At 46.4% G+C, this 23,200-nt stretch carries 20 protein-coding genes and 1 tRNA gene; 10 read left to right on the plus strand and 11 right to left on the minus strand.

What is annotated here, in order from left to right; all coding sequences use genetic code 11:
* Window positions 1-5: 5 nt before the first annotated feature.
* The 4 genes from LZZ85_RS22965 to LZZ85_RS22980 form a co-directional block, all read right to left on the minus strand.
* Window positions 6-377 carry a response regulator gene (locus LZZ85_RS22965; RefSeq protein ID WP_237875713.1) on the minus strand — a complete coding sequence of 124 codons (372 nt, stop codon included), beginning with the start codon at window positions 375-377 and terminating at the stop codon, window positions 6-8.
* Window positions 378-388: 11 nt separating this feature from the next.
* Window positions 389-3,994: a response regulator gene (locus tag LZZ85_RS22970; protein ID WP_237875714.1), complete on the minus strand. Its 3,606-nt coding sequence runs from the start codon at window positions 3,992-3,994 to the stop codon at window positions 389-391.
* 15 nt (window positions 3,995-4,009) lie between these two features.
* Entirely contained in the window at window positions 4,010-5,476 is a 1,467-nt protein-coding gene (locus tag LZZ85_RS22975) for a sensor histidine kinase (RefSeq protein ID WP_237875715.1), read from the minus strand.
* A gap of 613 nt (window positions 5,477-6,089) precedes the next feature.
* On the minus strand, window positions 6,090-7,097 hold the full coding sequence (locus LZZ85_RS22980; protein WP_237875716.1) for a LacI family DNA-binding transcriptional regulator: 1,008 nt from the start codon (window positions 7,095-7,097) through the stop codon (window positions 6,090-6,092).
* A gap of 193 nt (window positions 7,098-7,290) precedes the next feature.
* Between LZZ85_RS22980 and LZZ85_RS22985 the strand changes: the two genes are divergently transcribed.
* The 5 genes from LZZ85_RS22985 (at window position 7,291) to LZZ85_RS23005 (ending at window position 10,121) form a co-directional block, all read left to right on the plus strand.
* Window positions 7,291-7,364: transfer RNA gene (locus LZZ85_RS22985), tRNA-Met, on the plus strand.
* A gap of 283 nt (window positions 7,365-7,647) precedes the next feature.
* Window positions 7,648-8,019 (plus strand): VOC family protein, encoded by a 372-nt coding sequence (locus LZZ85_RS22990; RefSeq protein WP_237875717.1) that lies wholly within the window; start codon window positions 7,648-7,650, stop codon window positions 8,017-8,019.
* 338 nt (window positions 8,020-8,357) lie between these two features.
* Window positions 8,358-8,687: an ArsR/SmtB family transcription factor gene (locus LZZ85_RS22995; RefSeq protein WP_237875718.1), complete on the plus strand. Its 330-nt coding sequence runs from the start codon at window positions 8,358-8,360 to the stop codon at window positions 8,685-8,687.
* 56 nt (window positions 8,688-8,743) lie between these two features.
* Window positions 8,744-9,589 carry an arsenite methyltransferase gene (locus LZZ85_RS23000; RefSeq protein ID WP_237875719.1) on the plus strand — a complete coding sequence of 282 codons (846 nt, stop codon included), beginning with the start codon at window positions 8,744-8,746 and terminating at the stop codon, window positions 9,587-9,589.
* Between the two features lie 109 nt (window positions 9,590-9,698).
* On the plus strand, window positions 9,699-10,121 hold the full coding sequence (locus LZZ85_RS23005) for an arsenate reductase ArsC (RefSeq protein WP_237875720.1): 423 nt from the start codon (window positions 9,699-9,701) through the stop codon (window positions 10,119-10,121).
* 144 nt (window positions 10,122-10,265) lie between these two features.
* Here LZZ85_RS23005 and LZZ85_RS23010 read toward each other — a convergent pair whose 3' ends face one another.
* The 4 genes from LZZ85_RS23010 to LZZ85_RS23025 all read right to left on the minus strand — a co-directional run bounded on the left by LZZ85_RS23010 (window position 10,266) and on the right by LZZ85_RS23025 (window position 13,245).
* The gene (locus LZZ85_RS23010; RefSeq protein WP_237875721.1) at window positions 10,266-11,489 is read right to left on the minus strand and encodes a pyridoxal phosphate-dependent aminotransferase; all 1,224 of its coding nucleotides are present in this window, start codon (window positions 11,487-11,489) and stop codon (window positions 10,266-10,268) included.
* Window positions 11,490-11,738: 249 nt separating this feature from the next.
* Window positions 11,739-12,056, minus strand: a complete 318-nt coding sequence (locus tag LZZ85_RS23015) for a hypothetical protein (RefSeq protein WP_237875722.1) — start codon at window positions 12,054-12,056, stop codon at window positions 11,739-11,741.
* Window positions 12,057-12,410: 354 nt separating this feature from the next.
* Window positions 12,411-12,794, minus strand: a complete 384-nt coding sequence (locus LZZ85_RS23020) for a DUF1573 domain-containing protein (protein WP_237875723.1) — start codon at window positions 12,792-12,794, stop codon at window positions 12,411-12,413.
* A 10-nt stretch (window positions 12,795-12,804) separates the two neighbouring features.
* Complete coding sequence (locus tag LZZ85_RS23025; RefSeq protein WP_237875724.1) at window positions 12,805-13,245, minus strand: DUF1573 domain-containing protein; 441 nt, start codon at window positions 13,243-13,245, stop codon at window positions 12,805-12,807.
* A gap of 121 nt (window positions 13,246-13,366) precedes the next feature.
* Between LZZ85_RS23025 and LZZ85_RS23030 the strand changes: the two genes are divergently transcribed.
* Together LZZ85_RS23030 and LZZ85_RS23035 are read left to right on the plus strand one after the other, a co-directional pair.
* The gene (locus LZZ85_RS23030) at window positions 13,367-15,760 is read left to right on the plus strand and encodes an alpha-ketoacid dehydrogenase subunit alpha/beta (RefSeq protein ID WP_237875725.1); all 2,394 of its coding nucleotides are present in this window, start codon (window positions 13,367-13,369) and stop codon (window positions 15,758-15,760) included.
* Window positions 15,761-15,893: 133 nt separating this feature from the next.
* The gene (locus LZZ85_RS23035; RefSeq protein ID WP_237875726.1) at window positions 15,894-16,514 is read left to right on the plus strand and encodes a trimeric intracellular cation channel family protein; all 621 of its coding nucleotides are present in this window, start codon (window positions 15,894-15,896) and stop codon (window positions 16,512-16,514) included.
* A gap of 190 nt (window positions 16,515-16,704) precedes the next feature.
* Here the strand turns inward: LZZ85_RS23035 and LZZ85_RS23040 are convergent, their stop codons facing one another.
* From LZZ85_RS23040 to LZZ85_RS23050, 3 genes are all read right to left on the minus strand, one after another.
* On the minus strand, window positions 16,705-17,103 hold the full coding sequence (locus tag LZZ85_RS23040) for a thiol-disulfide oxidoreductase DCC family protein (RefSeq protein ID WP_237875727.1): 399 nt from the start codon (window positions 17,101-17,103) through the stop codon (window positions 16,705-16,707).
* A gap of 119 nt (window positions 17,104-17,222) precedes the next feature.
* Window positions 17,223-17,945, minus strand: a complete 723-nt coding sequence (locus tag LZZ85_RS23045; RefSeq protein ID WP_237875728.1) for a YebC/PmpR family DNA-binding transcriptional regulator — start codon at window positions 17,943-17,945, stop codon at window positions 17,223-17,225.
* A 143-nt stretch (window positions 17,946-18,088) separates the two neighbouring features.
* Entirely contained in the window at window positions 18,089-19,585 is a 1,497-nt protein-coding gene (locus LZZ85_RS23050) for an amino acid permease (RefSeq protein ID WP_237875729.1), read from the minus strand.
* 232 nt (window positions 19,586-19,817) lie between these two features.
* On the opposite strand from LZZ85_RS23050, the gene LZZ85_RS23055 reads away from it, so the two are divergent.
* Genes LZZ85_RS23055 through LZZ85_RS23065 form a run of 3 tightly spaced genes read left to right on the plus strand, consistent with a single transcriptional unit; the run spans window position 19,818 to window position 23,112 of the window.
* The gene (locus tag LZZ85_RS23055; protein WP_237875730.1) at window positions 19,818-21,074 is read left to right on the plus strand and encodes a dicarboxylate/amino acid:cation symporter; all 1,257 of its coding nucleotides are present in this window, start codon (window positions 19,818-19,820) and stop codon (window positions 21,072-21,074) included.
* A 52-nt stretch (window positions 21,075-21,126) separates the two neighbouring features.
* Window positions 21,127-21,858 carry a DedA family protein gene (locus LZZ85_RS23060; RefSeq protein WP_237875731.1) on the plus strand — a complete coding sequence of 244 codons (732 nt, stop codon included), beginning with the start codon at window positions 21,127-21,129 and terminating at the stop codon, window positions 21,856-21,858.
* A 6-nt stretch (window positions 21,859-21,864) separates the two neighbouring features.
* Entirely contained in the window at window positions 21,865-23,112 is a 1,248-nt protein-coding gene (locus LZZ85_RS23065; protein ID WP_237875732.1) for an MFS transporter, read from the plus strand.
* Window positions 23,113-23,200: the final 88 nt, after the last annotated feature.

A 23,200-nucleotide genomic window follows, 5' to 3' on the forward strand; every position in this document is an offset into this window, starting at 1 on the left:
CCGGATCAGTTTAAATACCGTGTCAGTGTTTTTAATAACAACTCGACATCGATAGGTTTTGAAATATAAGCGTCTGCGCCGGCTTCAAGGCATTTTTCCTGGTCGCCTTTCATTGCCTGGGCGGTAACAGCCACGAGCGGCAGCGAGCGCAGGCTGTCGTGTGCACGGATGACAGAAATGGCCTGGTAGCCATCCATCTCCGGCATCATCATATCCAGCAGCACGAGACCAATATCGGTATCACGCAACAGGATAGCAATGCCTTCCTCAGCACTGTTCGCTGAAGCTGTTGTGAATCCCTTTGCACGGAGAGTGGCCACCAGTGCAAAGATGTTTTTAGGATCATCATCCACTACGAGTATTTTCTTTCCCGCCATCGCTTGTATATTTATTTTTTAGCAGTGCTGTCATAGAGCCAGATCCTCAGCAGCGAGATCAACTGATCAAGATCTACGGGCTTGGATATATAATCGGATGCGCCGGCCTGAATACATTTCTCTCTGTCTCCCGTCATTGCTTTGGCTGTTACCGCAATGATCGGCAGATTTTTCCATTTCGGATGTTTACGGATCCGTGTGATGGTCTCATAGCCGTCCATTTCGGGCATCATCATATCCATCAGGATGATATCTGTATCGGGATTTTTTTCGAGCGACGCCAGTGCTTCTTTACCATCAATCGCCGCCATTACCTCCATCTGGTGTTGCTCCAGTGCACGGGTAAGGGAGAAGATATTGCGGACATCATCATCAGCGATCAGTACTTTTTTTGTTCGCAATACTTCCGAAAGCGGTTGTGATTTTCCTGTTTTGATACTGTCTTTCTGTTTGCTTTCTTCCATCAGGTGTAAGAACAGCGATACTTCGTCAAGGATCCGGCGATAGGAGTGAGCTGTTTTCACCACTATTGAATCAGCGTATTTCTTGATCCGTGCTTCTTCACTGCGGGAAAGACTCTTACCTGTGAAGATGATCACGGGAATATTCTCCATTCCTTTGCTGATCTTCAGCGCTTCCAGTGTTTCGTAAGCGTTGATATCCGGGATCCCCATATCGAGTATTACACAGTCTACTTCATTTTTCTGCAATGACTCAAGGCCGGTATCTACCTTGTTGGAGATGACCGAGCTGATTTGGTGTGTGCCGAGGAAGTAAGAAAGTGCTTCGGCGTGCTTGCTGTTATCTTCAATGATCAGCACTTTTTTAGAATCCTTCTGGAGGTAGAATTCGATCTTGCGGAAGATATTATCCATCCGCTCGAAAGCCATTGGTTTATTGATAAAGTCGATGGCCCCGCTCAGCAGGCTCTGCTTCTTTACTTCGAATGACGACATGATATGGACGGGGATGTGACGTGTAAGCTTATCCGCTTTTAATTCCGCCATTACCTCCCAGCCACTCCTGACCGGCAATTGGATGTCCAGCAGGATGCCGATGGGTCTGAACTGCCTGGCCAGTTCAATGCCGTGATCACCACGGACAGCGATCAATCCTTTATATCCCTTTTTCCTGGTAAACTCCAGTAAGGCATTTGCAAATGGTGTATCATCTTCGATGATCAGGATCACCTTATCATTTTCTCCAAGTGAATCCCTGTCGTCAGGAATTGGTTCCGGGATCTGCAAAGCAATGTACTGCCCTGATGAAGGCGCAGGTGAGACTGTCGCCGGCTGGATGATCTCTTCTGTAACGTCTTCCGTTATTTCAATTTCTCTTGCAGCTGCTTCTTCCGCAGCCTGTTTGCTTTTCGGGATTGAAAGTGTGAATGTACTTCCCTCACCGGATGCGCTTTCAAGTTTGATATCACCTTTCAGGAGAACGGCAAGCTGACGGCTGATGGAGAGGCCCAATCCTGTACCACCATATTTTCTGCGTGTAGAACCATCTGCCTGCTGAAAAGCTTCAAAGATCAATTGCTGTTTTTCTGAAGCAATGCCGATACCGGTATCTTTTACTTTAATTTCCAGGTAATCGTTGCGGTCAGGAGAATTAAGAATGCTTACTTCCACGAAGCCTTCAGTCGTAAACTTGATCGCGTTTGAAGCAAGGTTCTTGATGATCTGCTCAAGACGGAGTTTATCTGTTTCAATGGCAACCGGAGCTTCTTTTTCGAGTTGTATGGTGAAGCGGATCTTCTTTTCATCTGCGATGGGAGCGAAGGTCATATTGATATCGCGGGCGATCTCTTCGAGTGCAACGGTTTCATACTCCAGCTCCATTTTACCTGACTCGATCTTCGACAGGTCGAGGATGTCGTCTATCAGCAACAACAGGCTATTGCCGGAACTTTGGATCACTTTTGCAAACTCGACCTGGTCAGGGCGGAGATTGCTGTCATTATTTTCTCCGAGCAATCTCGACAACAATAAGATCGAGTTGAGTGGTGTACGCAGTTCGTGGGACATGTTTGCAAGAAACTCAGATTTGTATTTAGCGTTCAATGCAAGCTCTTCTGATTTCTTCTGGATCTCGATGTTACGGCTGACAACGAGTTCGTTTTTCTCTTCCAGGAGTTTTGAACGTTCCTGCAATTCCTGGTTTGCTTCTGTCAATTCTTCCTGCTGTACTTTCAATTCTTCTTCTGAAGCCTGGAGTTTTTCTGCCTGTGCTTCGAGTTCTGTATTGAGGCTTTCCAGTTCGCTGTGTTGGGCCTGCAGCTCTTCCGATTGTGCCTGTGTTTCTTCCAGCAGTTCCTGCAGTTTTGCACGGTTCACGGAAGTATTAAGACTGATGCCGATATTATGGCTGACTGATTTAAGATAGTCCAGCGTCTTTTCGTCATAGCTGTGAATGGAACCTAATTCAATAACAGCTTTTACCCTGTTCTCAAAGAAGACGGGGATCGCGATAATGTTTTTAGGTTTTAGCTCGCCTGCGCCGAACGAGATGAGGAAGTCATCAGCAGAGATATTCTGTGTGAGGATCTCTTTTCTGTTTTGTGCGCATTGGCCGATAATTCCTTCACCGATGGAGATGCGCTCATTTTTTCCATCAGGCTTATAGGCATATCCTCCTTTCAACACCAGGGTTCCGTCTGCTTCTGAATGATAGAATGCGCCGACCTGGCTGTTGGTATATTCTGCCAGTTGGCCGATGATCGAAGCGCAAAGCGTGTATACATCTTTTTCTCCGGCCATGTGATCGTTCAGTTGGGAGATGCCTCTTTGCAGCCATTCTCTTTCCCCAAGTTCGGTGAATGACTGATCAAGGGAATTGGCCATTGCATTCAGCGCGGTGGAGATCTCTCCCAGGTTATCGTTCTGTTCTACATTCAGCCTGATCTTGTATTGTCCTTTGGAAATATCGCTGGCGATGCGTTTGATGATGTCTATGCGTTGTGATATTTCAATGTCTTTTTTCTGAAGGGCATCTGCGAGTTTGATCTTATCCTTGAAGTTCTCGCTTACTTTTCTGTAGAAATAGATCGTGATGAAAAGGGCAATGAGCGCAGCGATGATAATGATCACCGGGGTGAAGCTGGAGAATGCGTTGAGGCTTGCCGTACGTTCAGCCAGGAGATTGGTCTCGACGGTTTGCATCTCATTGATCATGATCCGTGCGCTGTCCATGACAGCTTTGCCGAGTACAAGCTCGGGTTTGTTTATTTCTTTACTCTTGACAGACTCGTCCAGTATATCGAATCTTGCGGCAAGGGTATTCCGGAGACGGGTGAGTTTTTCCTGCTGCAACGGGTTGTCTGTCGTTAATGAGCCCACCGTATCAAGCGCCAGCATCGATTTGTCTGCGGCATCCCAATACGGATCGAGGAAGACAGAATCTCCGGTCACGAGATAGCCACGCTGACCAGTCTCCGCATCTTTTGCGTAGGAGATAGCGTTTTCCAGTTGCTTCAGGACTGCATTGGTATGATTGACTTCGCCTGAACTATAGATCAGATTGCGGATGCTGATATAAGAGGCCGCTGACGTAGCGATCAGTATCAGCAATGAGAGTCCGAATCCGGCCTGCAAAGCTTTAATGTGGTTGGGTTGCATAGGTGAAAAAACGTATTAGGAAAGTTGTTTTTTAAAAGGGATGGTGAAATGGAAGGTCGATCCTTTTCCGGGTTCGCTATTTACGCCAAAGCTTCCATCATGCCGCTGTATGATCTCTGAACAGATATACAGTCCGAGGCCCATGCCCTGGAAATGCGGTGCTGCGCCCTGTGCCCGGTAGAATTTCCGGAACAGGTTCTTCTGTTCATCTTTTGGAATGCCAATGCCAAAATCCGTTACAGCAAAATGAACATGCTGATCATCTGCGCGGGTTTCGATAACGATCTTTTTTTCTTTGGGTGAATACTTGATCGCGTTTGAGATGAAGTTGGTGATCACTTGCTCAAGCCTGATCTCGTCACCATATACCAGTGTTTCCGTGGTTCCATGATGATCGAGATGATAATCAGGATGATTCTGTTTCGTCATTTCCAACTGGCTTTTGAGCATTGCATCAAAGTCAAATTCCTTCTTATTGAATTCGAGCTTACCGCTCTGGATTTTGGATATGTCAAGCAGGTCGGTGATCAGGCTGTTGAGCTTGCTTACCTGCGTAAGGGCCCTGTCTACATATGGTTTGTATTGCGAATTATCTTTTGATTCGCGTTCAAGCAATTGGATATATGCTTTGATGCTCGTTAGGGGCGTTTTCAGTTCATGACTTGCGATGCTGAGGAATTCATCTTTTCTTCGGCTGGCCTGCTTCTGGTCTTCAATATCTGTGAAGGTGCCGGCCCATTTCACGATGGTATCATTCTCCAATACGGGAACAAGGCGTAGCAAATGGTACCTGTAGTCTGTTCCTGCAATCCTTTTCAACCTGGTTTCAAGTTCAACAGGCTTCTGCAAAGCAATGGCCTTGATGACCTCTTCCTGTATATCTATGTCTTCCGGGTGCACCGGTGGAAAGTGACCTGGGGAAGTCGAGTATTCCAGCCAGCGGTGATTGGTGAACTCCAGTGTTCCGTCAGTCCGGATGGTAAAAGCTATCTGCGGAATGGATTCAAGTATAGAGCGAAGTTCCGCAGCTTTTTCACTGGTTTCCCTTTCTGCTTTTTTCCTGTATTCCACTTCAACAACAAGGTTGTCATGCATCTCATTCAGCTTGCGGCTTTGTTCATACAGCCGGTAAAGCGTTTTTACTTTCAGCAGCAGGATATCAGGATCGATGGGCTTGGTGATATAATCTACACCGCCAGAAGAATAACCGCGTGTGATATATTTCTTGTCTGTATTGGCGGCGGTTAAAAAAATGATGGGGATGTCTTTGGACTTGCTGTAGCCGGAGATAGATTCAGCTACTTCAAATCCATCCATGCCGGGCATCTGCACATCAAGGATGATAAGCGCATAATTATGCGCAAGTATTTTTTTCAAAGCTTCTTCACCACTAAGGGCGGTGTCCACAGGGAACGAGTGAAGGGTAAGCAATGCCTTTAATGAGTAAATGTTCTCCGGTTTGTCGTCAACAATAAGAATCATAAGAAACTCCGGGGTGATCGAGTAGTGATAAATCGGTTATTATGCTTAAATAGAATCAGTGAAAGTACTAAAAAAGGGCCGAACTATTGTGTTGAGAATGAATTTCCTATCGATGAAACATGTCTACAATATGGGGAATATTTTCCCCTGAGACCCGCCGGGTCAGTAGCAGATTCAACAGGTAAATATATGGGTGGTTTAGCTGAGCGGGAAACAGCAGCAGGTCTTTTTGATCTAAAGAAGCTGTGGCCCCCGAAAAACTGTCGGGAGAATTGGGTGAAGGGTGGAAATGGGAGGTGAGCAGCTTCAAACCCCGTGGAGTTCGGCAATTTCTCCCCGGATCCTCCTCATTGCTTCCTCTTTGCCTTCCCGGATCCTCCTCTGTTCGTCTCCGAAAACCGGCAAGCCAAAGAGGAGTATTCAGATAATGTGAAAAGAAGGTGAAGAGGTGATAACTCAGCCGGTTGGTAAGAAACAAAATCAGTGTGGGTAAGCCGCGGATTGGCGGGCACGTATCGCAATGACTGCCGGGTACCGGGAAGAATGAGCTGAAACGCTTTGACACCGGATGATCTTTTTGCCTCGGTTGCGGCTCTGTTCAGGCGTTGCAAATTTACTTTGGGGCCGATGACTTCCGTGCATTGATGAAAGATGGAAGGATCTGTTTTTTTTCAGAAGGGATCAATACTTTCTTGTCGATGAGTTTGAAGAGGATCTTGGCGGCTTCTTCCCCGATCTCCCTTGCTGGTTGTACAATAGTGGAGAGTGGGGGATCGAACAATGCGGTTGATGCGGAATTGGAGAAGCTGATTATTTTCAATTTGCCCGGGACGGAGATCTTTAGCTCCTGGCAAACTTCGTAAGCATTCACGGCAAGTTTCTCAACGGCTGCAAAGATGCCGTCCGGCCGCTGTTTTTGCTGCAGGAGTTTCCTGATCAGTATGCGGTTGCTTTCATCATCATTGCTGCATTCTATTGTGGTAGCCGTTACCTGCCGGTGCTTTTTCAGGGCATCCTGTAACCCCTGTTTTCTGCGGCTGCTGATAGAGAGGCCTTCGGCGAGTGACAGGAAGGCGATATGCCTGCATCCGCCGGCGAGTAAATGTTCGGTGGCCTTCCGTGCAGCGGTTACATCGTCTGTTGTAACGGAAGGAATAGCGGCGGATTCGTACACGCGATCGAAGGACACCAGCGGTACGCCTGCGTGTACGTATTCATCCAGGTGATCAAAGTTCTTCGTGTTGTTTGATATGGAGATCAGCAGGCCGTCAACCCGTCCATTGCGGAGTAATTGCAGGATACTTTTTTCGCGGTCGAAATTCTCGTGCGTGATATAGATCAGTACGTGATACCCTTTTTGCTGGGCGACGAGCTCAATGCCGTTCATTGCCTGCGAAAAGAAATTGTTCTCAATTTCCGGAACGATCACCGCAATGGTCTTACTCTTGCTCTGCCGGAGGCTGCTCGCGAAGGGGTTTGGCTCGAAACCCAGCTCAGCGGCCAGTTTTTTCACCCTTTCCTTTGTGTCCGCACTGATCTCATGACTGTCACGCAGTGCACGGGAGACAGTGGAGGGGGCCAGGTTGAGGGCTTTTGCGAGTTGTTTGAGGTTGACGCTCATGGTAATTCATTCTCTGCGGAACCTTGCAAAGATGCGGATTAACGGTTGTACTTCAATTATTCCGGGGTATTTGCAAAGTTTTTAAGAAAATGATTTCCAACTTATAGTTAGAACCTTTATTTTTGCCGCCCGTTTGATGGTATAAAAAATACCTTTCTGTGGTACGTAAGGTATCATGGGTCAACCGGAAAAAGCCGGGGTAGCTCAGCTGGTTAGAGCATCGGATTCATAACCCGAAGGTCGGCAGTTCAAGTCTGCTCTCCGGTACAAAGCCCAAAATATTGGTTTCCAGTATTTTGGGCTTTTTTAGTTATACTGCGGCTAGGTAATTCACCCGATTTGGCCTCTGTAATATGATATTATTGGATTGAAATCCCTAATTATCATAAGAGTTTTCTGGTCGGGATATAACCGGCCATCAAACAGCCATTAAAAGATAGCGGATAAGTTGTGTTAGGCTATTGGAGAACCGACTGTAGTCTGACGATCTTTGTTAGAGTTATATCTCCATTAACCTTTGTACTTTTCATCCAGCTAAATCAGGAAGCATATGCATTTATCCTTCGGCAGAGTTATCTTGTTTGTGCAGCATGTAAATGCACTCAGGCATTTTTATGTTGACAACTTTCAGTTCAAGGTGCTGGAAGAAATACCAGATGAATGGGTCGTATTGAACTCGGGGATCTGTGAACTGGCGCTTCACAAGGCAACTCCTTCCAATACTGCCGCAGGCTCAACTGCTGAAAGTAATGTGAAGCTGGTGTTTCAAACTACAGAAGATCTGGCCGGATTAAGGGAGTTGCTTATCCGTAACAATGTGTCAGTGATGGAAATTAAGTCATTTGAAGGCTTTCCTTACATCCATTTCGATGGGAAAGATCCTGAAGGAAATGTTTTTCAGATTATGCAAAGAGTGAACTAAAGATGTATTGCTTCACCAAGTTTGGGGCAGTATTGGTTTGGGTAATAAGGCTTAGAATTTAAATCTATTTTCTCAGGCAATTTACGTTAGGGGCGGTTCGAGATGCGATCTGCATTATTTCCAGAAGAGCAACAGAGGGACTACGCGTTAAGGCATCTTTGATTTTGTTTCGAGTCGCCGGCTTATTATGTATGCAACTCTAACATAAAATGTAAGATTTGCATACATGATGATAAGCAGAATCAAAAATCCCTGAAATTCAATGTCATGTCTGCATATAACAAATGTATCAATACGGAATGGATGTTTATGGATATTTTATCGTAATATTGCGATTGATGGGATTGACTAAATCAGAAATATTTACAGAAAAGCAAAACAAGCTTGCGCAGATGATGAAAGCACTTGCTCATCCCGCACGTATCGCCATTCTGCAATACCTGGTGAAGAGCCAGGCGTGTATATGCGGAGACCTTGTTGAAGAATTAGGCCTTGCGCAGGCAACCATCAGCCAGCATTTGAAAGAATTAAAGAGTGTGGGATTGATACAGGGTACCATCGAAGGAACCAGCGTTTGCTATTGCATAGACCCGAAAGTATGGAATCAGTACAGGTCAGCCTTCGACACGTTCTTCGTCTCCTATGTAAATAAGGGGACCTGCTGTTAAATTTTTTTACACTTATTCATCGCAATATTGCGATTATAAAAAATAAAAGATCAGATATGAAAACGGAGCAGGAATTAAAAGAGCTGGTAAAGCAGAAGTACAGCGAGATCGCTTTACAGGATAAAGCCGAAAATGCAGCGTCCTGCTGCGGATCGGGAGGTTGCTCAACGGAAGTGTATAACATCATGACCGATGATTACACGGCAATTGACGGATATAAGCAGGAAGCAGATCTGGGTTTGGGCTGTGGACTACCTACTCAATTTGCAAAGATCAAAAAAGGGGATATCGTTATTGATCTTGGTTCGGGGGCCGGTAACGACGCTTTTATTGCCCGTGCGGAAACGGGAGAGAGCGGCAAAGTGATCGGTATTGATTTTACACCGGCGATGATACAAAAGGCACGGGAGAATGCTGAAAAACTCGGATTTAATAACGTCGAATTCCGGCAGGGCGATATTGAGAAGATGCCGGTGTCAGCGGAAATCGCTGATGTGATCGTAAGCAATTGTGTCCTCAATCTTGTCCCAAATAAGGATGCCGTGCTGAAAGAGATTCTCAGGGTGTTGAAGCCGGGCGCCCATTTCAGCATCTCTGATATTGTCATTGAAGGAAACCTACCTTCTGCCATTCAGGAAGGTGCTGAAATGTATGCCGGCTGTGTTTCCGGGGCAATTCAAAAAGACGACTATCTCGCATTGATCCTGAAAAATGGATTTACCGCTGTTACGATTCAGAAATCAAAAGCGATCGTCATTCCTGACGACATACTTTCAGAATACCTTTCTGCTGAAGAAACAGAACAGTTCCGAAACAGTAACACGGGGATCTATAGCATTACCGTGTATGCGGAAAAACCTGTGCAAGCTGGTAAGGATTGTTGCACACCTGATTGCTGCTGATCATTCTGAACGCGAATATCATCGGTCATATTGCTAACATGATTTTAGGGCCTGATCCGAAATTCACCGTTATCGAGCTGATCCGGCTGATGCCTTTTAAACAACAAACATGATAAAGATCCTTGTTCTTTGTACGGGCAATAGTTGCCGCAGTCAGATCGCTGAAGGCTATTTAAGACACTTTGGAAAAGGGAAAGCGGAGGTTTACAGTGCCGGTGTTGAAACGCATGGCGTGAACCCCCGCGCAATAGCTATCATGAAAGAAGACGGGATTGATATATCTCATCACACCTCCAATGATCTTAAAGAGTATTCAGGTGTTGAGTTTGATCATATCATCACGGTATGTGATAATGCTAAAGAGCGCTGTCCTTATTTTCCGGGGCATGCTGAAAAGATCCATCATAATTTTACCGACCCGGCAAAAGCTACAGGTACGGAAACCGATATAATGAACAGCTTCCGTGCAGTGCGGGATGAAATAAAGTTATTTGCCAAACAATTCATTGAGCAGCGATCAATTTTGAAGTGAAACGTGTGAAGACGTCCCGGCTGTGCAAGGCCTGCTTATTCTTACGCCCTATTTCCGGTAGAGATCTCGTTGTTCTTCTTCGAGTGGAAATTAAAAATCCCCGGGAATTCGTCCCGGGGATTTTTAATTCAGTCTATTTTACTTTCAGGCCAAAGCCTGTTTCTTTTCTTCAATTTTTACTTTTCCCGGATATTCTTCCAATGCTCTTTCCAGGCAATCCATTGCACCGGCAATAGACTCCAGGTTGAGTACATAAGCCAGCCGTACTTCGTTCTTTCCAAGTCCAGGAGTTCCATAAAAACCAGTTGCCGGTGCAAGCATCACGGTCTGGTTATTATAGCTGAAGCTTTCCAGCAGCCACTGGCAGAATTTATCCGCATCATCGATAGGAAGGCGTGCAATGGCATAGAAAGCGCCGCCCGGATTCGGGCAGAATACACCCGGCATAGCGTTCAGGCGGGATACGAGCAGATCGCGGCGTGCCTGGTACTCTTTTTTCGGACCATCAAAATAGCTATCAGGAAGATCAACCGCTGCTTCGCCGAGGATCTGGGCAAGGCCGGGAGGGCTTAACCTGGCCTGAGCAAATTTCATGGCAGCATCATATACCTGCTTGTTTTTGGTAACCAGTGCACCGATCCTTGCACCACAGGCGCTGTAGCGCTTGCTGATCGTGTCCATCAATACCACATGCTGCTCCATTCCTTCCAGCTGCATAGCGCTTACGTATTCGCCGTCATAGCAGAATTCGCGATAGGCTTCATCGCTGAACAGGTATAGATCATGGCGAAGACAGATATCTTTCAGGGCCTCCATTTCCTCGCGGCTGTAGAGGTAGCCTGTCGGGTTATTCGGGCTGCAGATAATGATCGCTTTTGTTTTGGATGTGATCACTTTTTCGAAATCAGCGATCGGGGGAAGGGCGAAACCGGTTTCGATATGTGAGGTGATCGGAACCACTTCCACACCAGCGGTACAGGCAAAACCATTGTAGTTGGCGTAGAACGGCTCGGGAATGATCACTTCATCACCTGGATTCAGGCAGGTAAAAAATGCGAAAAGGATCGCCTCAGATCCACCTGTTGTGATCATGATCTGATCATGCGAAACGGAGATGCCTACTTTTTGATAGTATTCAACCAGTTTGCGGCGATAGCTTTCATTTCCCGCACTATGGCTGTATTCCAGAACCTTCAGGTCGGCATGCTTTACCGCATCCATGATGGCTGGCGGAGTTTCAATGTCTGGCTGACCAATATTTAGGTGATAAACCTTTGTTCCTTTCTTTTTGGCCGCTTCGGCAAACGGTACCAGTTTCCGTATGGGGGAGGGTGGCATTTCCTGGCCACGGGTAGAAATGTTTAGCATAACGCGAATGTACATAAAACGCGAATGAGCGCCAATGGCCGCGAATAATCGCGAATAGACTCAGACCGGCTTAGGACCTCTATGCGGGAATGTGCATGTTCCCGGCTGTCGGACTTTATGCGTGCTCATGCGCGCCATTCGTGTTCATTCGCGGCCATTCGTGTTCATTCGTGTTCATAAAGAAAGGGCAGCCATTTCATTGGCTGCCCCTGTAACTACTAGATGTTATATTCGTCAATTCTATAATAACTAGTAGTTCTCTTCCATAAATTCCTGGTTGATTAGGCCGAGGTCATGTATGTTATTGTAACCGTCCTTGTACGCTTTTAATTTACCGTAGGATCCATCGACCTCTACGCTTACAACTACCTGTTGAAAATTAACCTGCTGTGTAAGATCTGCGTCGATCTCATCCGGCGTTTTCAGGTAATTGTTGATCGGATTCAACACTCTTCTTTCAACACTCTTTTCGAATCTGTCGAGCTGAGTGTGAACAAAACTTGTTACCGAACTTGTCAGTCCGGACAGAGAAAATCCTTTCTCTAATTGGTGAATTTCGTGGCTCATTGCAAACGTTATTAGATAGTATACTGGAAATTTCGTGCCGTGTTAATACGAGGAAAATGATGGAGATTGGGAATCAGGGTTTCAGCCCTGGGATTGTGGATAAATGAAGTGAAGGAGTTTTAAAAAAATATCATGTTGTGATCATGATCGTCCGGTGGGGAAATGAATATGATGAATATTTTCCCGCTGCGGTAAAATTACGTTACAGTTGATACCCTGTTTCCGGGCGAAAATGATGTAGACATTTACGGGTTTAACCTTAGACCTTTTATTCCTGGGTATAAACAAAAGTCCCCCGCAGAGAACTGCAGGGGACACTTATTATAGGTTAAAAGCGATTAACGTGTTTGTCGATTAGTTGGCTGCAACTACCTCACCTGTGATGTGAACAGTTTTAACCTGCTCCACACCAGCGAAAGTTACATAAACATCTTTTTTCAATGGACCGAGAGTTCCCGCGTTGAAAACAACTTTCAGTTTTCCAGTACCGCCCGGAGCGATCGGCTGTTCCGGTTTTTCAGGCACTGTGCAACCGCAGCTTGCGCTTGCGTTGGCAATCACCAGCGGTTTGTCGCCTATATTTTTAATCTCGAAATAATATGTAACGGGAGTACCCTGTTTGATCTTACCAAAATTGTGGTTCTCTGTGTTGAATTTTGCCACATCATCAGGTTTTGCCTGGGCCATAACTACTACACTAAAAAAAACAGCGGTTGCGAAAAGAACGATCTTCTTCATGGTTTGTATTTTATAATGATTGCTTTTTTAAAAACTGAACGGATGCATTGGCAGGAGCGGCGCCTTCGGGGGCTTTCCAGACGTTGCCGTGGATGGTCAACCGGTTGCTTTGGTTGCCATTGTAAATAATGGTGATATCTTTTGTAAAAGGGCCTTCCAGGGCGGCGTTAAAGCCGACCTTAATTTTACTGGAAGCTCCCGGAGCGATCGCGTCCTTACTCCATTCTGGGGTGGTGCATCCGCAAGAGGCCTGTACATTATCCAACTTGAGAGGAGTATTCCCGCTGTTTGTAACCTCGAAATAATAGTAAACCGGTTTGTGCTGGGGGATATCTCCGAAATTATGGTCAGATTCTTTCAACTTCAACACCTCTGGTGCCGCGCCGGTTGACTGGGCGCTGGCCGCAAAAAAAGCGATCAGAAATGCAGTAAGCGTAAAAAGTTTCTTCATACGTAAGGGTTAGGGCTTCAAAAGTACATCAAAGATGAAAGACTTCAAATAAGGGTTGCAGCGTTAACACTCTATTTTTTGGGAGCGGCTCAAATGACCCTAATCTCCCTATTTTTGCTGCATGGAAAATACGACTCCATTAACGATGCCGGCAGATGCAAAATTGTCCTTCGATAAATTCAGGGAAGAGGTGCTCAGCGACTATCGCATAGCATGTATCAGCCGGGAAGCCAGTCTTTTAGCTCGAAAAGAAGTGTTGACCGGGAAAGCCAAATTTGGCATTTTCGGGGATGGAAAAGAAATAGCGCAGGTGGCTATGGCCAAGTTCTTCCAGCCGGGCGATTTCCGGAGCGGCTATTACCGTGATCAGACCTTCCATTTCGCCATCGGTCAGTCGACCGTAGATCATTTTTTCTCCCAGTTATATGCCGATCCTGATATCAATAATGATCCTAACAATGCCGGACGGCAGATGGTGTCCCATTTCTGTACGCCACTGACGGATGAGAACGGGGAATGGCTCGATCTTGCCAACCGCCGCAATACGGCAAGCGATATGGCTCCCACAGCGGCCCAGATGCCGAGATCTTTGGGACTGGCGTATGCTTCCCGGTTATTCCGACGGGTACCCGAATTGAAAGAATTAAAAGGTCTTTCAGATAATGGCAATGAAGTATGTTTTTGCACGATCGGCGATGCCTCCACTTCGGAGGGCCATTTCTGGGAAACAGTGAATGCGGCCGGAGTTCTGCAGGTACCTCTCGCCATCTTTGTTTGGGATGATGGTTACGGCATATCCGTTCCAAAAAAATACCAGACAACCAAAGGCTCCATTTCTGAAGCCCTGAGCGGTTTACAAAAGCAGGAAAATACAAACGGGCTACACATCTATAAAGTAAAGGGATGGGATTATGCCGGTATGTGCGAAACCTTTGATGAAGGTTTGCGCATTGCCAGGGAACAGCATGTTCCCGTTCTATTCCATGTAGAAGAGATCACTCAGCCGCAGGGACACTCTACCTCCGGCAGCCATGAACGTTATAAAACGCAGGAACGGCTTGCCTGGGAAAGGGAATGGGACGGCCTCAAGAAAATGCGTGAGTGGATCCTCGAAAATTCTCTCAGCGACGAAGACGAGATTGAACAGATAGAACGCCAGGCTAAAAAAGACGTAAAAGAAAGCAAGGATAATGCGTGGCAGAAATACCTGACACCTATTAAGAAACAGGTTGAGAAAACAACTGATCTCCTCAATACGATGGCCAACAGCTTACCTGAAGAGGGTGCCGCATTGAAAAAGATCGTTTCCCAACTGACACTGAACCGTGAGCCGCTTCGCCGCGATATCATGAAAGCCCTTTATGAAGCAATCGCTATCGCGGGAAAGAATGATGCTGCCTTCTGGACGAAAGATTATTATAAAGATCTTCAGGCTGAAAATAAAGAGCTGTACAATACAAAGCTTTACAATGAAGGAGCGAAAAGCGCATTGCGCGTGCCGGAAGTAAAAGCAGTGTTCCCTAAAGAAGTTCAGCAGATCAACGGTTATGAAGTACTGAACAAGTATTTCGATGAGCTCTTTTCGCATAATAAAAAAGTAATTGCTTTTGGTGAAGACCTCGGCAATATTGGCGACGTGAACCAGGGCTTTAGCGGCCTGCAGGCAAAGCATGGCGAAGACCGCATCTTCGATACAGGCATCCGTGAGCTGACCATCATGGGGCAGGGCATAGGCCTGGCTTTGCGTGGGTTGAGACCAATCGCTGAGATCCAGTACCTGGATTACCTGTTGTACGGCCTTCAGCCATTGAGTGATGATGTAGCCAGTCTCCATTACCGGACATATGGACAGCAGAGCTGTCCGCTGATCGTGCGCTCCCGTGGTCACAGGCTCGAAGGGATCTGGCACAGCGGTTCTCCGATGGGTATGATCGTTAACTCCCTGCGCGGATTGTATGTTTGCGTTCCAAGAAATATGGTGCAGGCGGTGGGAATGTATAATACTTTATTGAAAGGAAACGACCCGGCGATCATTATCGAATGCCTGAATGGTTATCGTTTGAAAGAAAAGCTGCCTTCCAATCTGCTGGAGATGACTGTGCCGCTTGGGAAACCTGAAGTCATCCGTGAAGGAACGGATATCACGATCGTTTCTTATGGCTCTGTATTGCGAATTATCCAGGAAGCCGCGACAGGCCTGGAAAAGTATAATATCTCCTGTGAGATCATAGACGTGCAAACGCTTTTGCCTTTTGATACAGATCACATGATCGTGGAATCGTTGAAAAAGACCAGCAGGATCCTTTTTGTGGACGAAGATGTACCCGGAGGAGCTGCTGCTTATATGTTCAATCACGTAATGGAGCAACAGCAGGGATATAAATATCTTGATGTGGCACCACGGACAGTAACGGGGAAAGCACACCGTCCTGCTTATGGAAGTGATGGAGATTATTTCAGCAAGCCGAACGTGGAAGAGATTGAAACGGCTATCAAGGAAATGATGGCGGAATAAAAGGAAGAAATTTTAAATAGCGGATCCCGTGCAGATTTGTACGGGATCTTTTGTTTAAACCCGCTTCGATTACCTGCGCGAGGAGATCCGCGTAACATGCTTATTATCTATCTTCAACCTAAGATTATCCCGCATGGACTTTCTCTACCTGATAGACATTCTCGGAACCTTTGCCTTTGCGGTATCAGGAGCCTTCTTTGCGATGGAGAAGAAGCTTGATCCGTTTGGCGTATTGATCCTTTCTTTTATCACGGCCATAGGCGGTGGAACGCTTCGTGATATGATGATCGGAGACCTTCCCGTGGGCTGGCTCCGCAATCCTACTGCCACGATCGTGATCTTTTCCTCCGCCATTGCCAGTATGTTCTTTGGGTCGTTCATCCGTAAGTTCAATATGATATTATTTGTGTTTGATGCACTCGGGCTCGGCCTCTTTACTTTTATAGGTATCGAAAAAGGAATACAGATGAACTTCAGCATCGGCGTCTCCATTGCATTGGGAACTATCACCGCCTGTTTCGGTGGCGTCATCAGGGATGTGATATTGAATACAGTTCCACTGGTGTTCCGAAAAGAGATCTACGCACTGGCCAGCATCATCGGGGGCTTACTCTATTTCCTGTTCCTGAAGTTTGGTATTGATAATGACCTGGCGAAAATTGTTTGTATACTGGTCATCTTTGTGATCAGGATCATTGCGGTGAGATTTCATTTGGGTTTACCGCGATTTTATAATCGTGACAATCGCGCGTAGTGATAACGCCGGTAAAACCATTAAACTTTCCGGCTTTTAATTGGAGGGCAGTGCGTGTTTTACATGAAAGGGAGATCTTATTGTAATTGCTTAGCATACTCTGCGTTCCCTCTGCGTGCTTTGCGATACTCCTACGCCAGGCCAATAGGTATCGCAAAGCACGCAGAGGGAACGCAAAGCGCGCTAGGCTTTATAAGAAACGACTTTTAATATCAGGAGTTGGGATCATACAGGCGTCTTTCTTTCCAAACCATTTATACCTGTTGCGAGCGATCCATTTGTAAACCGGTGTCCGTAAAAAGCGGGGAAAGATCTTCAACGCATAAATGGCTTTTGCCGGCCAGTCGAGCCGCTTTGCAATCTCCAAAGCCGCATCCGAATATTCGTAAACTCTTCCTTTGTCAATCAGCAGTACGCTTTCAATGGAAGGGTCCAATCCATATTGTTTCCTCAATTCCTGACCAATCTCAGACTGCAACGCTGCAAATTTCAGCTTTGCTTTCCTGTCATGCCTGATCGCATAGTTCACCCACGAGTTGCAATAGTTGCAAACTCCGTCGAATAGCACGATAGGGTGGCCTGTTGTCATAACACAAGTTAAAACAGTTTGCACGCTCATTAGTTTAAAAGTTTAAAGGTTTAAGAGTTTAACGGTTGACAAACAACTATTAAACTCTTAAACCTTTAAACTTTTAAACTGATGGGCACTTATCCCATGTTATGGAATACCTTCTGTACATCCTCATCCTGTTCGAGTCTTTCGATCAGTTTGCTGATATCTTCTGCCTGTTCGTCATTAACGGGAACGGTGGTAGAAGGGATCCATTCCAGTTCTGCGCTGATTGGGTTGATATTTTTGTCTTCGAGGGCTTTCTGCATATTTCCGAAATCTGTAAACCCTACGCGAACGACCAGCACTTCTTCGCCGTTCTCGCCGGTGCCTTCTCCTAGTTCTTCCAGCCCGAAATCGATCAGTTCGAGTTCCAGGTCTTCCGCATTCAGTCCTTCAGGTTTCAGTTTGAACACACCCATTTTTTTGAACTGGAAGGCAACGCTTCCGCTGTTCCCCATCGTGCCGCCGCCTTTGTTAAAGTGTGACTTAACGTTGGCAACTGTTCTTACGTGGTTATCTGTAGCTGTTTCAACGAGGATGGCTACGCCATGCGGAGCGTACCCTTCATACAGGATCTCGTCATAGTTGACCAGTTCTTTTCCTTGTGCTCTTTTGATCGCGGCTTCCACCCGGTCTTTTGGCATGCCTACGCTGCGGGCATTCTGGAAGCAGCGGCGGAGTGCGGCGTTGCTGGAGGGATCGGGGCCGCCTGCTTTTACGGCAATGATGATCTCTTTTCCAATACGGGTAAATTGTTTGGCCATGCGGTCCCAGCGGGCAAACATGGTGGACTTACGTACCTCGAAAATTCTTCCCATCGGTATCTGTTGTTAGTATATTATACGTTGAATGATCCGGCAAAAGTAAAAAGTAAAAAGTCAAAATTAAAAATTAAAAAAAGCCCGGTTATGAAGGAGTTTTCCGACACAACCGGGCTTTTTTTAATTTTAATTTTGACCTTTTAATTCTTTTTGAGCTTGCTGTGGCGGCGGCTGTATGCAAAATATACAACCAGGCCGAGCGCCATCCATGCGAGGGCTACTTTCAGTGTCTGAGCGTCCAGGGCAACGATCATACCCGCGCAGATAACAATTCCCAGTATCGGCACGATTGGTACCAACGGGGTTTTGAAAGGCCTTTCGATATTGGGCTCCTTTTTACGAAGGATCCAGACGCCTGCACTTACAAGTACGAACGCGAACAGGGTACCGAACGACGTAAGATCACCCGCAACGTGTCCAGGAACAAAAGCCGCGAACAGACCCACGAATACGAAAAGGATCCAGTTAGCTTTATAAGGTGTTTTGAATTTCGGGTGAAGTTCGCCAAACGCTTTAGGGATCAGACCGTCATTACTCATGGTATAGAAGATCCGGCTTTGGCCCATCAGCATCACGAGGATAACGGAGGAGAAGCCTGCCAGGATCGCTACAGTAACTGCTGTTGCCAGCCAGCCATAGTCGGTCATGTATTGGGAGATCGCGTAAGCAACAGAGGCTTCGCGGCCTTTTTCAGGGTCTACGAAATCTTTCCAGTTCGCCACACCTGTCAGTACGTGTCCGAACAGGATATAAAGGATGGTACAAACCAGGAGTGAGCCGAGGATACCGATCGGCATATCGCGTTTCGGATTTTTTGCTTCCTGTGCAGCCGTACTTACCGCATCAAAGCCGATAAAGGCGAAGAATACGATAGCAGCACCACCAAGAATACCACCCCAGCCATGTTTAAAGAAGCCGGTATATTCGGCAATGACCTTGCCTCCCTGGTCTACTACAGCCGGAGTTCCTTCAGGGATCAGGTAAGGTGTATGATTCTCTGGTTTGATATACTGCCAGCCGAGTGCGATAAAGAGGAGAACGATCGCTACTTTGATAAATACGATGATAGCATTTACAAAGGCAGATTCCTGCGTTCCTTTGATCAGCAAAAGGGTTAACAATAAAAGTATTACAAGAGCCGGGGCGTTCATGATACCGCTGTGAAGAACGCCGGTTGAGTCTGTAAAGCTCTCAAACGGCGAGTGGCACCATTCATACGGAATAGCCCCTCCCAATAGCTTGTTTAAGTATTCACTCCAGGCAATAGATACAGTAGCAGCACCGAGGGCATATTCCATGATAAGCGCCCAACCGATGATCCAGGCAACCAATTCTCCCATCGTTACATAGGAATAGGCGTAAGCACTACCCGCGATCGGGATCATGCTGGCAAATTCTGCGTAGCAAAGACCGGCGAAAGCACAACCGACCGCAGCAACGATAAAGGAAAGTGTAACACCAGGGCCCGCTGCCTGTCCCGCGGCGGCGGCCGTCCTTACAAACAAACCAGCGCCAATAATGGCACCGATCCCGAGGGCAATCAGGTTGCCGGCCCCCAGAGTCCGTTTAAGGCCTTTCTCACTGTCAGCAGCTTGTGCCAGCAGTTGGCCGAGGGGCTTCTTCACAAATAAACTCATAAGTAGTTTTATTATGTTTTAGTTCGAAAATTAAGGTCGTAAAGTAAACAATAATTTAATTCAGCCTTTATTTCTTTTAACAAATGCACACTCCCTTGGGGAAATGTTTTTTACTTCCCGGTATTTTTTCCGATTTTCGGCCTCCGGCAGCCGGGAGCTATGGCGAAGGTTGCCTGCAAACGACTAAGGTTCATTCTTAACCAAACAAAGTCTCTTTTTATACCAATTGCTTATGTCTAAAGGAAACAGGCTCACCCTATACATCCTCGTCGCAATGGCGATCGGTATACTGGTTGGATATCTTGTTCATGATCAGGCCTCTCCGGAAACAATCAAGTCGTTTTCGACAAATATCAAACTGCTGACCACCATCTTCATGCGGCTGGTCCAGATGATCATCGCTCCACTTGTATTCAGCACACTTGTGGTGGGGATCGCTAAACTGGGTGACCTCAAAAGCGTAGGCCGTGTTGGAGGAAAAGCCTTGTTATGGTTTGTTACAGCCTCACTCGCAAGTTTACTTTTAGGCCTTTTACTTGTTAATATTTTTCAGCCGGGCAGTGTCATCAAAGATGCTGTTGTGGATGCAAGCAGTGCTCAGGATCTGATCGGTAAAACCCAGGAATTTTCTCTTGCCAAGTTTGTTGAGCACGTTTTCCCTAAAAGCGTCGTAGAGGCGATGGCTACCAATGAAGTCCTCCAACTGGTTGTCTTCAGCATATTTTTCGGAATTGCCTGTGCCGCTCTTGGCGATAAAGCCAAAATTGTGGTGAAGGGACTTGACGCGGTGGCGCATGTGATCTTGAGGATGGTGGGCTATGTGATGAACTTTGCTCCCTTAGGTGTTTTCGGCGCTATTTCTGCCGCAATCGCCGTTAATGGATTAGGGATCTTTGAGTTTTATCTTAAATATTTTGCTTACTTCCTGATAGGGATCGCCTTGTTATGGGTCATTCTGCTGGGAGTTGGATATGTTGTGCTGGGTAAGCGATTGAAGGAATTGCTTCGCCGCATTTCGCAACCTTTACTTATCGCATTCAGCACTACCAGCAGTGAAGCGGTGTTTCCGAAACTAACGGAAGAACTGGAGCGTTTTGGCTGTAAAGACAAGATCGTTTCTTTCGTACTACCCCTGGGTTATTCCTTTAACCTGGATGGCAGTATGATGTATATGACATTCGCCAGCCTCGCGATCGCACAGGCTTATGGTATCCAGATGGACCTTGGCTCACAATTGACCATGCTCCTCGTGCTGATGCTTACCAGTAAAGGGATTGCCGGCGTACCGCGGGCGTCACTGGTGGTGGTTACCGCTACCTGTGCCATGTTCAATATTCCGCCGGAAGGGATTGCGCTCATCCTCCCGATCGACCACTTTTGCGATATGTTCCGCACAGCCACTAACGTAGTGGGTAATGCGCTTGCAACCAGCGTGGTGAGCAAATGGGAAGGAGAGCTGGTGGACCCCGCCGCAGGATCCTTAACTTAATACCAATACATAAGGCCTAGTATCATCCAAGATTGATTTATATATTTAACGCATGGAAAGTTTATTACAGATTTATTTGTTAGATGGAAATGGAATGATCCAACGATTTATCACCTGGATCATTGAAAATGGGGGGCTTTATTTCCTGTTATTTGTTGTTTTTGCCGAAACAGGACTCTTTGTCGGCTTTTTTCTTCCCGGTGATTCGCTATTGTTTGCCGCAGGTATCTTCATGAATAACCTGGTAAAAGAACTGGCGGGAATCAGCGGAGATGTTCATGTTGATTTTGGTTTCTATCATATCGCGATCATCCTGATGATCATATTTGCCTCGATCGTTGGTAATATCGTGGGCTATTGGTTTGGTAATAAGACCGGCCCGTTGCTGTTTGAACGCCGCGATACCTGGATCTTCAAAAAGAAACACCTGATCAAAGCACGTGACTTCTATCATGAATATGGCAAGGCGACAGTTTTCCTGGCCAAATTCTTACCGGTGATCCGCACGTTCGCGCCCATTGTTGCCGGTATCGTTAAGATGCCAAAGAAACAGTTCCTGTTCTATAACGTACTGGGCAGTATCTGTTGGGTTACATCCATGATGCTGGGTGGCTATTTCCTTCAGACATGGGTGGAGCGCAAATTCGGTTTCAGCCTCAAAGATCATATCGAGGCGATCACGATCATTATCGTTGTGATCACCACACTGCCTGTTGTGTACAAACTCTTCTTTGCAAAAAAACCGGTGGTGCCACCACCAACTGACACTAATGTAAATCCATAATCCGCCATGACATTGCCTGCCAAAAAGGAGTCGATCCTCAACATTGCTGTGATCGTCGCCGCCCTCGGATATTTTGTAGATATCTACGACCTGTTGTTGTTCACTATCGTACGGGAACCAAGTCTCAAAGATCTTGGTGTTGACCTGTTGAATGCTAAAGCCGTACTGGGTGCCAGTACAAAGATCATCAACTGGCAAATGATCGGTTTGCTGATCGGTGGGATTCTCTGGGGGGTAATGGGGGATAAGAAAGGACGGCTGTCAGTGCTTTTTGGCTCAATCGTTTTGTATTCGGTGGCCAACTTTGTCACCGGTTTTGTACAAACAACAGATCAGTATGCCTATGCACGCTTTGTAGCAGGTATTGGCCTGGCGGGGGAACTCGGTGCCGGCATCACACTTGTAAGCGAATTGTTACCGAAGAATAAAAGAGGCATCGGCACATCGCTGGTGGCGGGTATTGGTTTGTTCGGTGCGGTATTCGCGTATTTCACATTCAAGTTTACCAACGACTGGCGTCTCTGTTATAAAATAGGCGGCGCTTTAGGGATAGGATTATTACTCCTCCGCGTTAAGGTTGCGGAAAGTGGAATGTTCAAAGAGACAAAGGATAAAAGCGTATCACGCGGTAATATCCTTATGTTTTTTAACAACAAGAAACGATTCCGCAAATACATACTGGCGATCCTGATCGGATTGCCGACATGGTATGTGATCGGCATCCTGGTGAATTACAGTAACAGGTTTGCCACTGCTTTTTATGGTACAAATGCGATCGAATCCGGCCGGGCTATCATGTATGCATATGCGGCCATTGCCGTAGGAGATATTGCCGTCGGACTCGTCAGCCAGTATTTCAAAAGCAGGAAGAAGGCTTTGTACTTATTTTACGCCTTCACGATCCTGTCGGGCATTATATTCTTTAGCGGTATCATCAAGGGAGATGTAGCGATGTATGCCGTCTGTGCGGCACTTGGTTTCAGTACAGGGTTCTGGGCGATCTTCGTAACGATGGGAGCGGAACAGTTCGGTACGAATCTTAGGGCAACAGCTGCAACCACTGTTCCCAATATGGTTCGCGGGGCATTGCCGTTGATCAATATGATGTTCCTGGACCTGTTTCAGAAAACCTGGGGATGGGATATTGTTCAAAGCGGGATCATCACGGGTTGTATAGTGATGGCGATCACATTAGTGTCTGCCTATTTTACGGAAGAGACCTTTCATAAAGATCTTAATTATTCGGAAGAGTAGTTTTATATAGGGTTGGCGTAAGGTTCCCGCAGATCACGCTGATCCGCAGATGAATTCCTTGTAAAAGAAATATCTGCGGATCTGCGCA

Origin of the sequence: Terrimonas ginsenosidimutans (assembly GCF_022012415.1) — a bacterium.
Classification (GTDB): Bacteria; Bacteroidota; Bacteroidia; order Chitinophagales; family Chitinophagaceae; genus Terrimonas_A; species Terrimonas_A ginsenosidimutans.

What these genes read in the sequence shown, in the direction of transcription:
- LZZ85_RS22965 (WP_237875713.1), bottom strand. Translation starts at nt 377, where the DNA reads ATGGCGGGAAAGAAAATACTCGTAGTGGATGATGATCCTAAAAACATC.
- LZZ85_RS22970 (WP_237875714.1), bottom strand. Translation starts at nt 3,994, where the DNA reads ATGCAACCCAACCACATTAAAGCTTTGCAGGCCGGATTCGGACTCTCA.
- LZZ85_RS22975 (WP_237875715.1), bottom strand. Translation starts at nt 5,476, where the DNA reads ATGATTCTTATTGTTGACGACAAACCGGAGAACATTTACTCATTAAAG.
- LZZ85_RS22980 (WP_237875716.1), bottom strand. Translation starts at nt 7,097, where the DNA reads ATGAGCGTCAACCTCAAACAACTCGCAAAAGCCCTCAACCTGGCCCCC.
- LZZ85_RS22990 (WP_237875717.1), top strand. Translation starts at nt 7,648, where the DNA reads ATGCATTTATCCTTCGGCAGAGTTATCTTGTTTGTGCAGCATGTAAAT.
- LZZ85_RS22995 (WP_237875718.1), top strand. Translation starts at nt 8,358, where the DNA reads ATGGGATTGACTAAATCAGAAATATTTACAGAAAAGCAAAACAAGCTT.
- LZZ85_RS23000 (WP_237875719.1), top strand. Translation starts at nt 8,744, where the DNA reads ATGAAAACGGAGCAGGAATTAAAAGAGCTGGTAAAGCAGAAGTACAGC.
- LZZ85_RS23005 (WP_237875720.1), top strand. Translation starts at nt 9,699, where the DNA reads ATGATAAAGATCCTTGTTCTTTGTACGGGCAATAGTTGCCGCAGTCAG.
- LZZ85_RS23010 (WP_237875721.1), bottom strand. Translation starts at nt 11,489, where the DNA reads ATGCTAAACATTTCTACCCGTGGCCAGGAAATGCCACCCTCCCCCATA.
- LZZ85_RS23015 (WP_237875722.1), bottom strand. Translation starts at nt 12,056, where the DNA reads ATGAGCCACGAAATTCACCAATTAGAGAAAGGATTTTCTCTGTCCGGA.
- LZZ85_RS23020 (WP_237875723.1), bottom strand. Translation starts at nt 12,794, where the DNA reads ATGAAGAAGATCGTTCTTTTCGCAACCGCTGTTTTTTTTAGTGTAGTA.
- LZZ85_RS23025 (WP_237875724.1), bottom strand. Translation starts at nt 13,245, where the DNA reads ATGAAGAAACTTTTTACGCTTACTGCATTTCTGATCGCTTTTTTTGCG.
- LZZ85_RS23030 (WP_237875725.1), top strand. Translation starts at nt 13,367, where the DNA reads ATGGAAAATACGACTCCATTAACGATGCCGGCAGATGCAAAATTGTCC.
- LZZ85_RS23035 (WP_237875726.1), top strand. Translation starts at nt 15,894, where the DNA reads ATGGACTTTCTCTACCTGATAGACATTCTCGGAACCTTTGCCTTTGCG.
- LZZ85_RS23040 (WP_237875727.1), bottom strand. Translation starts at nt 17,103, where the DNA reads ATGACAACAGGCCACCCTATCGTGCTATTCGACGGAGTTTGCAACTAT.
- LZZ85_RS23045 (WP_237875728.1), bottom strand. Translation starts at nt 17,945, where the DNA reads ATGGGAAGAATTTTCGAGGTACGTAAGTCCACCATGTTTGCCCGCTGG.
- LZZ85_RS23050 (WP_237875729.1), bottom strand. Translation starts at nt 19,585, where the DNA reads ATGAGTTTATTTGTGAAGAAGCCCCTCGGCCAACTGCTGGCACAAGCT.
- LZZ85_RS23055 (WP_237875730.1), top strand. Translation starts at nt 19,818, where the DNA reads ATGTCTAAAGGAAACAGGCTCACCCTATACATCCTCGTCGCAATGGCG.
- LZZ85_RS23060 (WP_237875731.1), top strand. Translation starts at nt 21,127, where the DNA reads ATGGAAAGTTTATTACAGATTTATTTGTTAGATGGAAATGGAATGATC.
- LZZ85_RS23065 (WP_237875732.1), top strand. Translation starts at nt 21,865, where the DNA reads ATGACATTGCCTGCCAAAAAGGAGTCGATCCTCAACATTGCTGTGATC.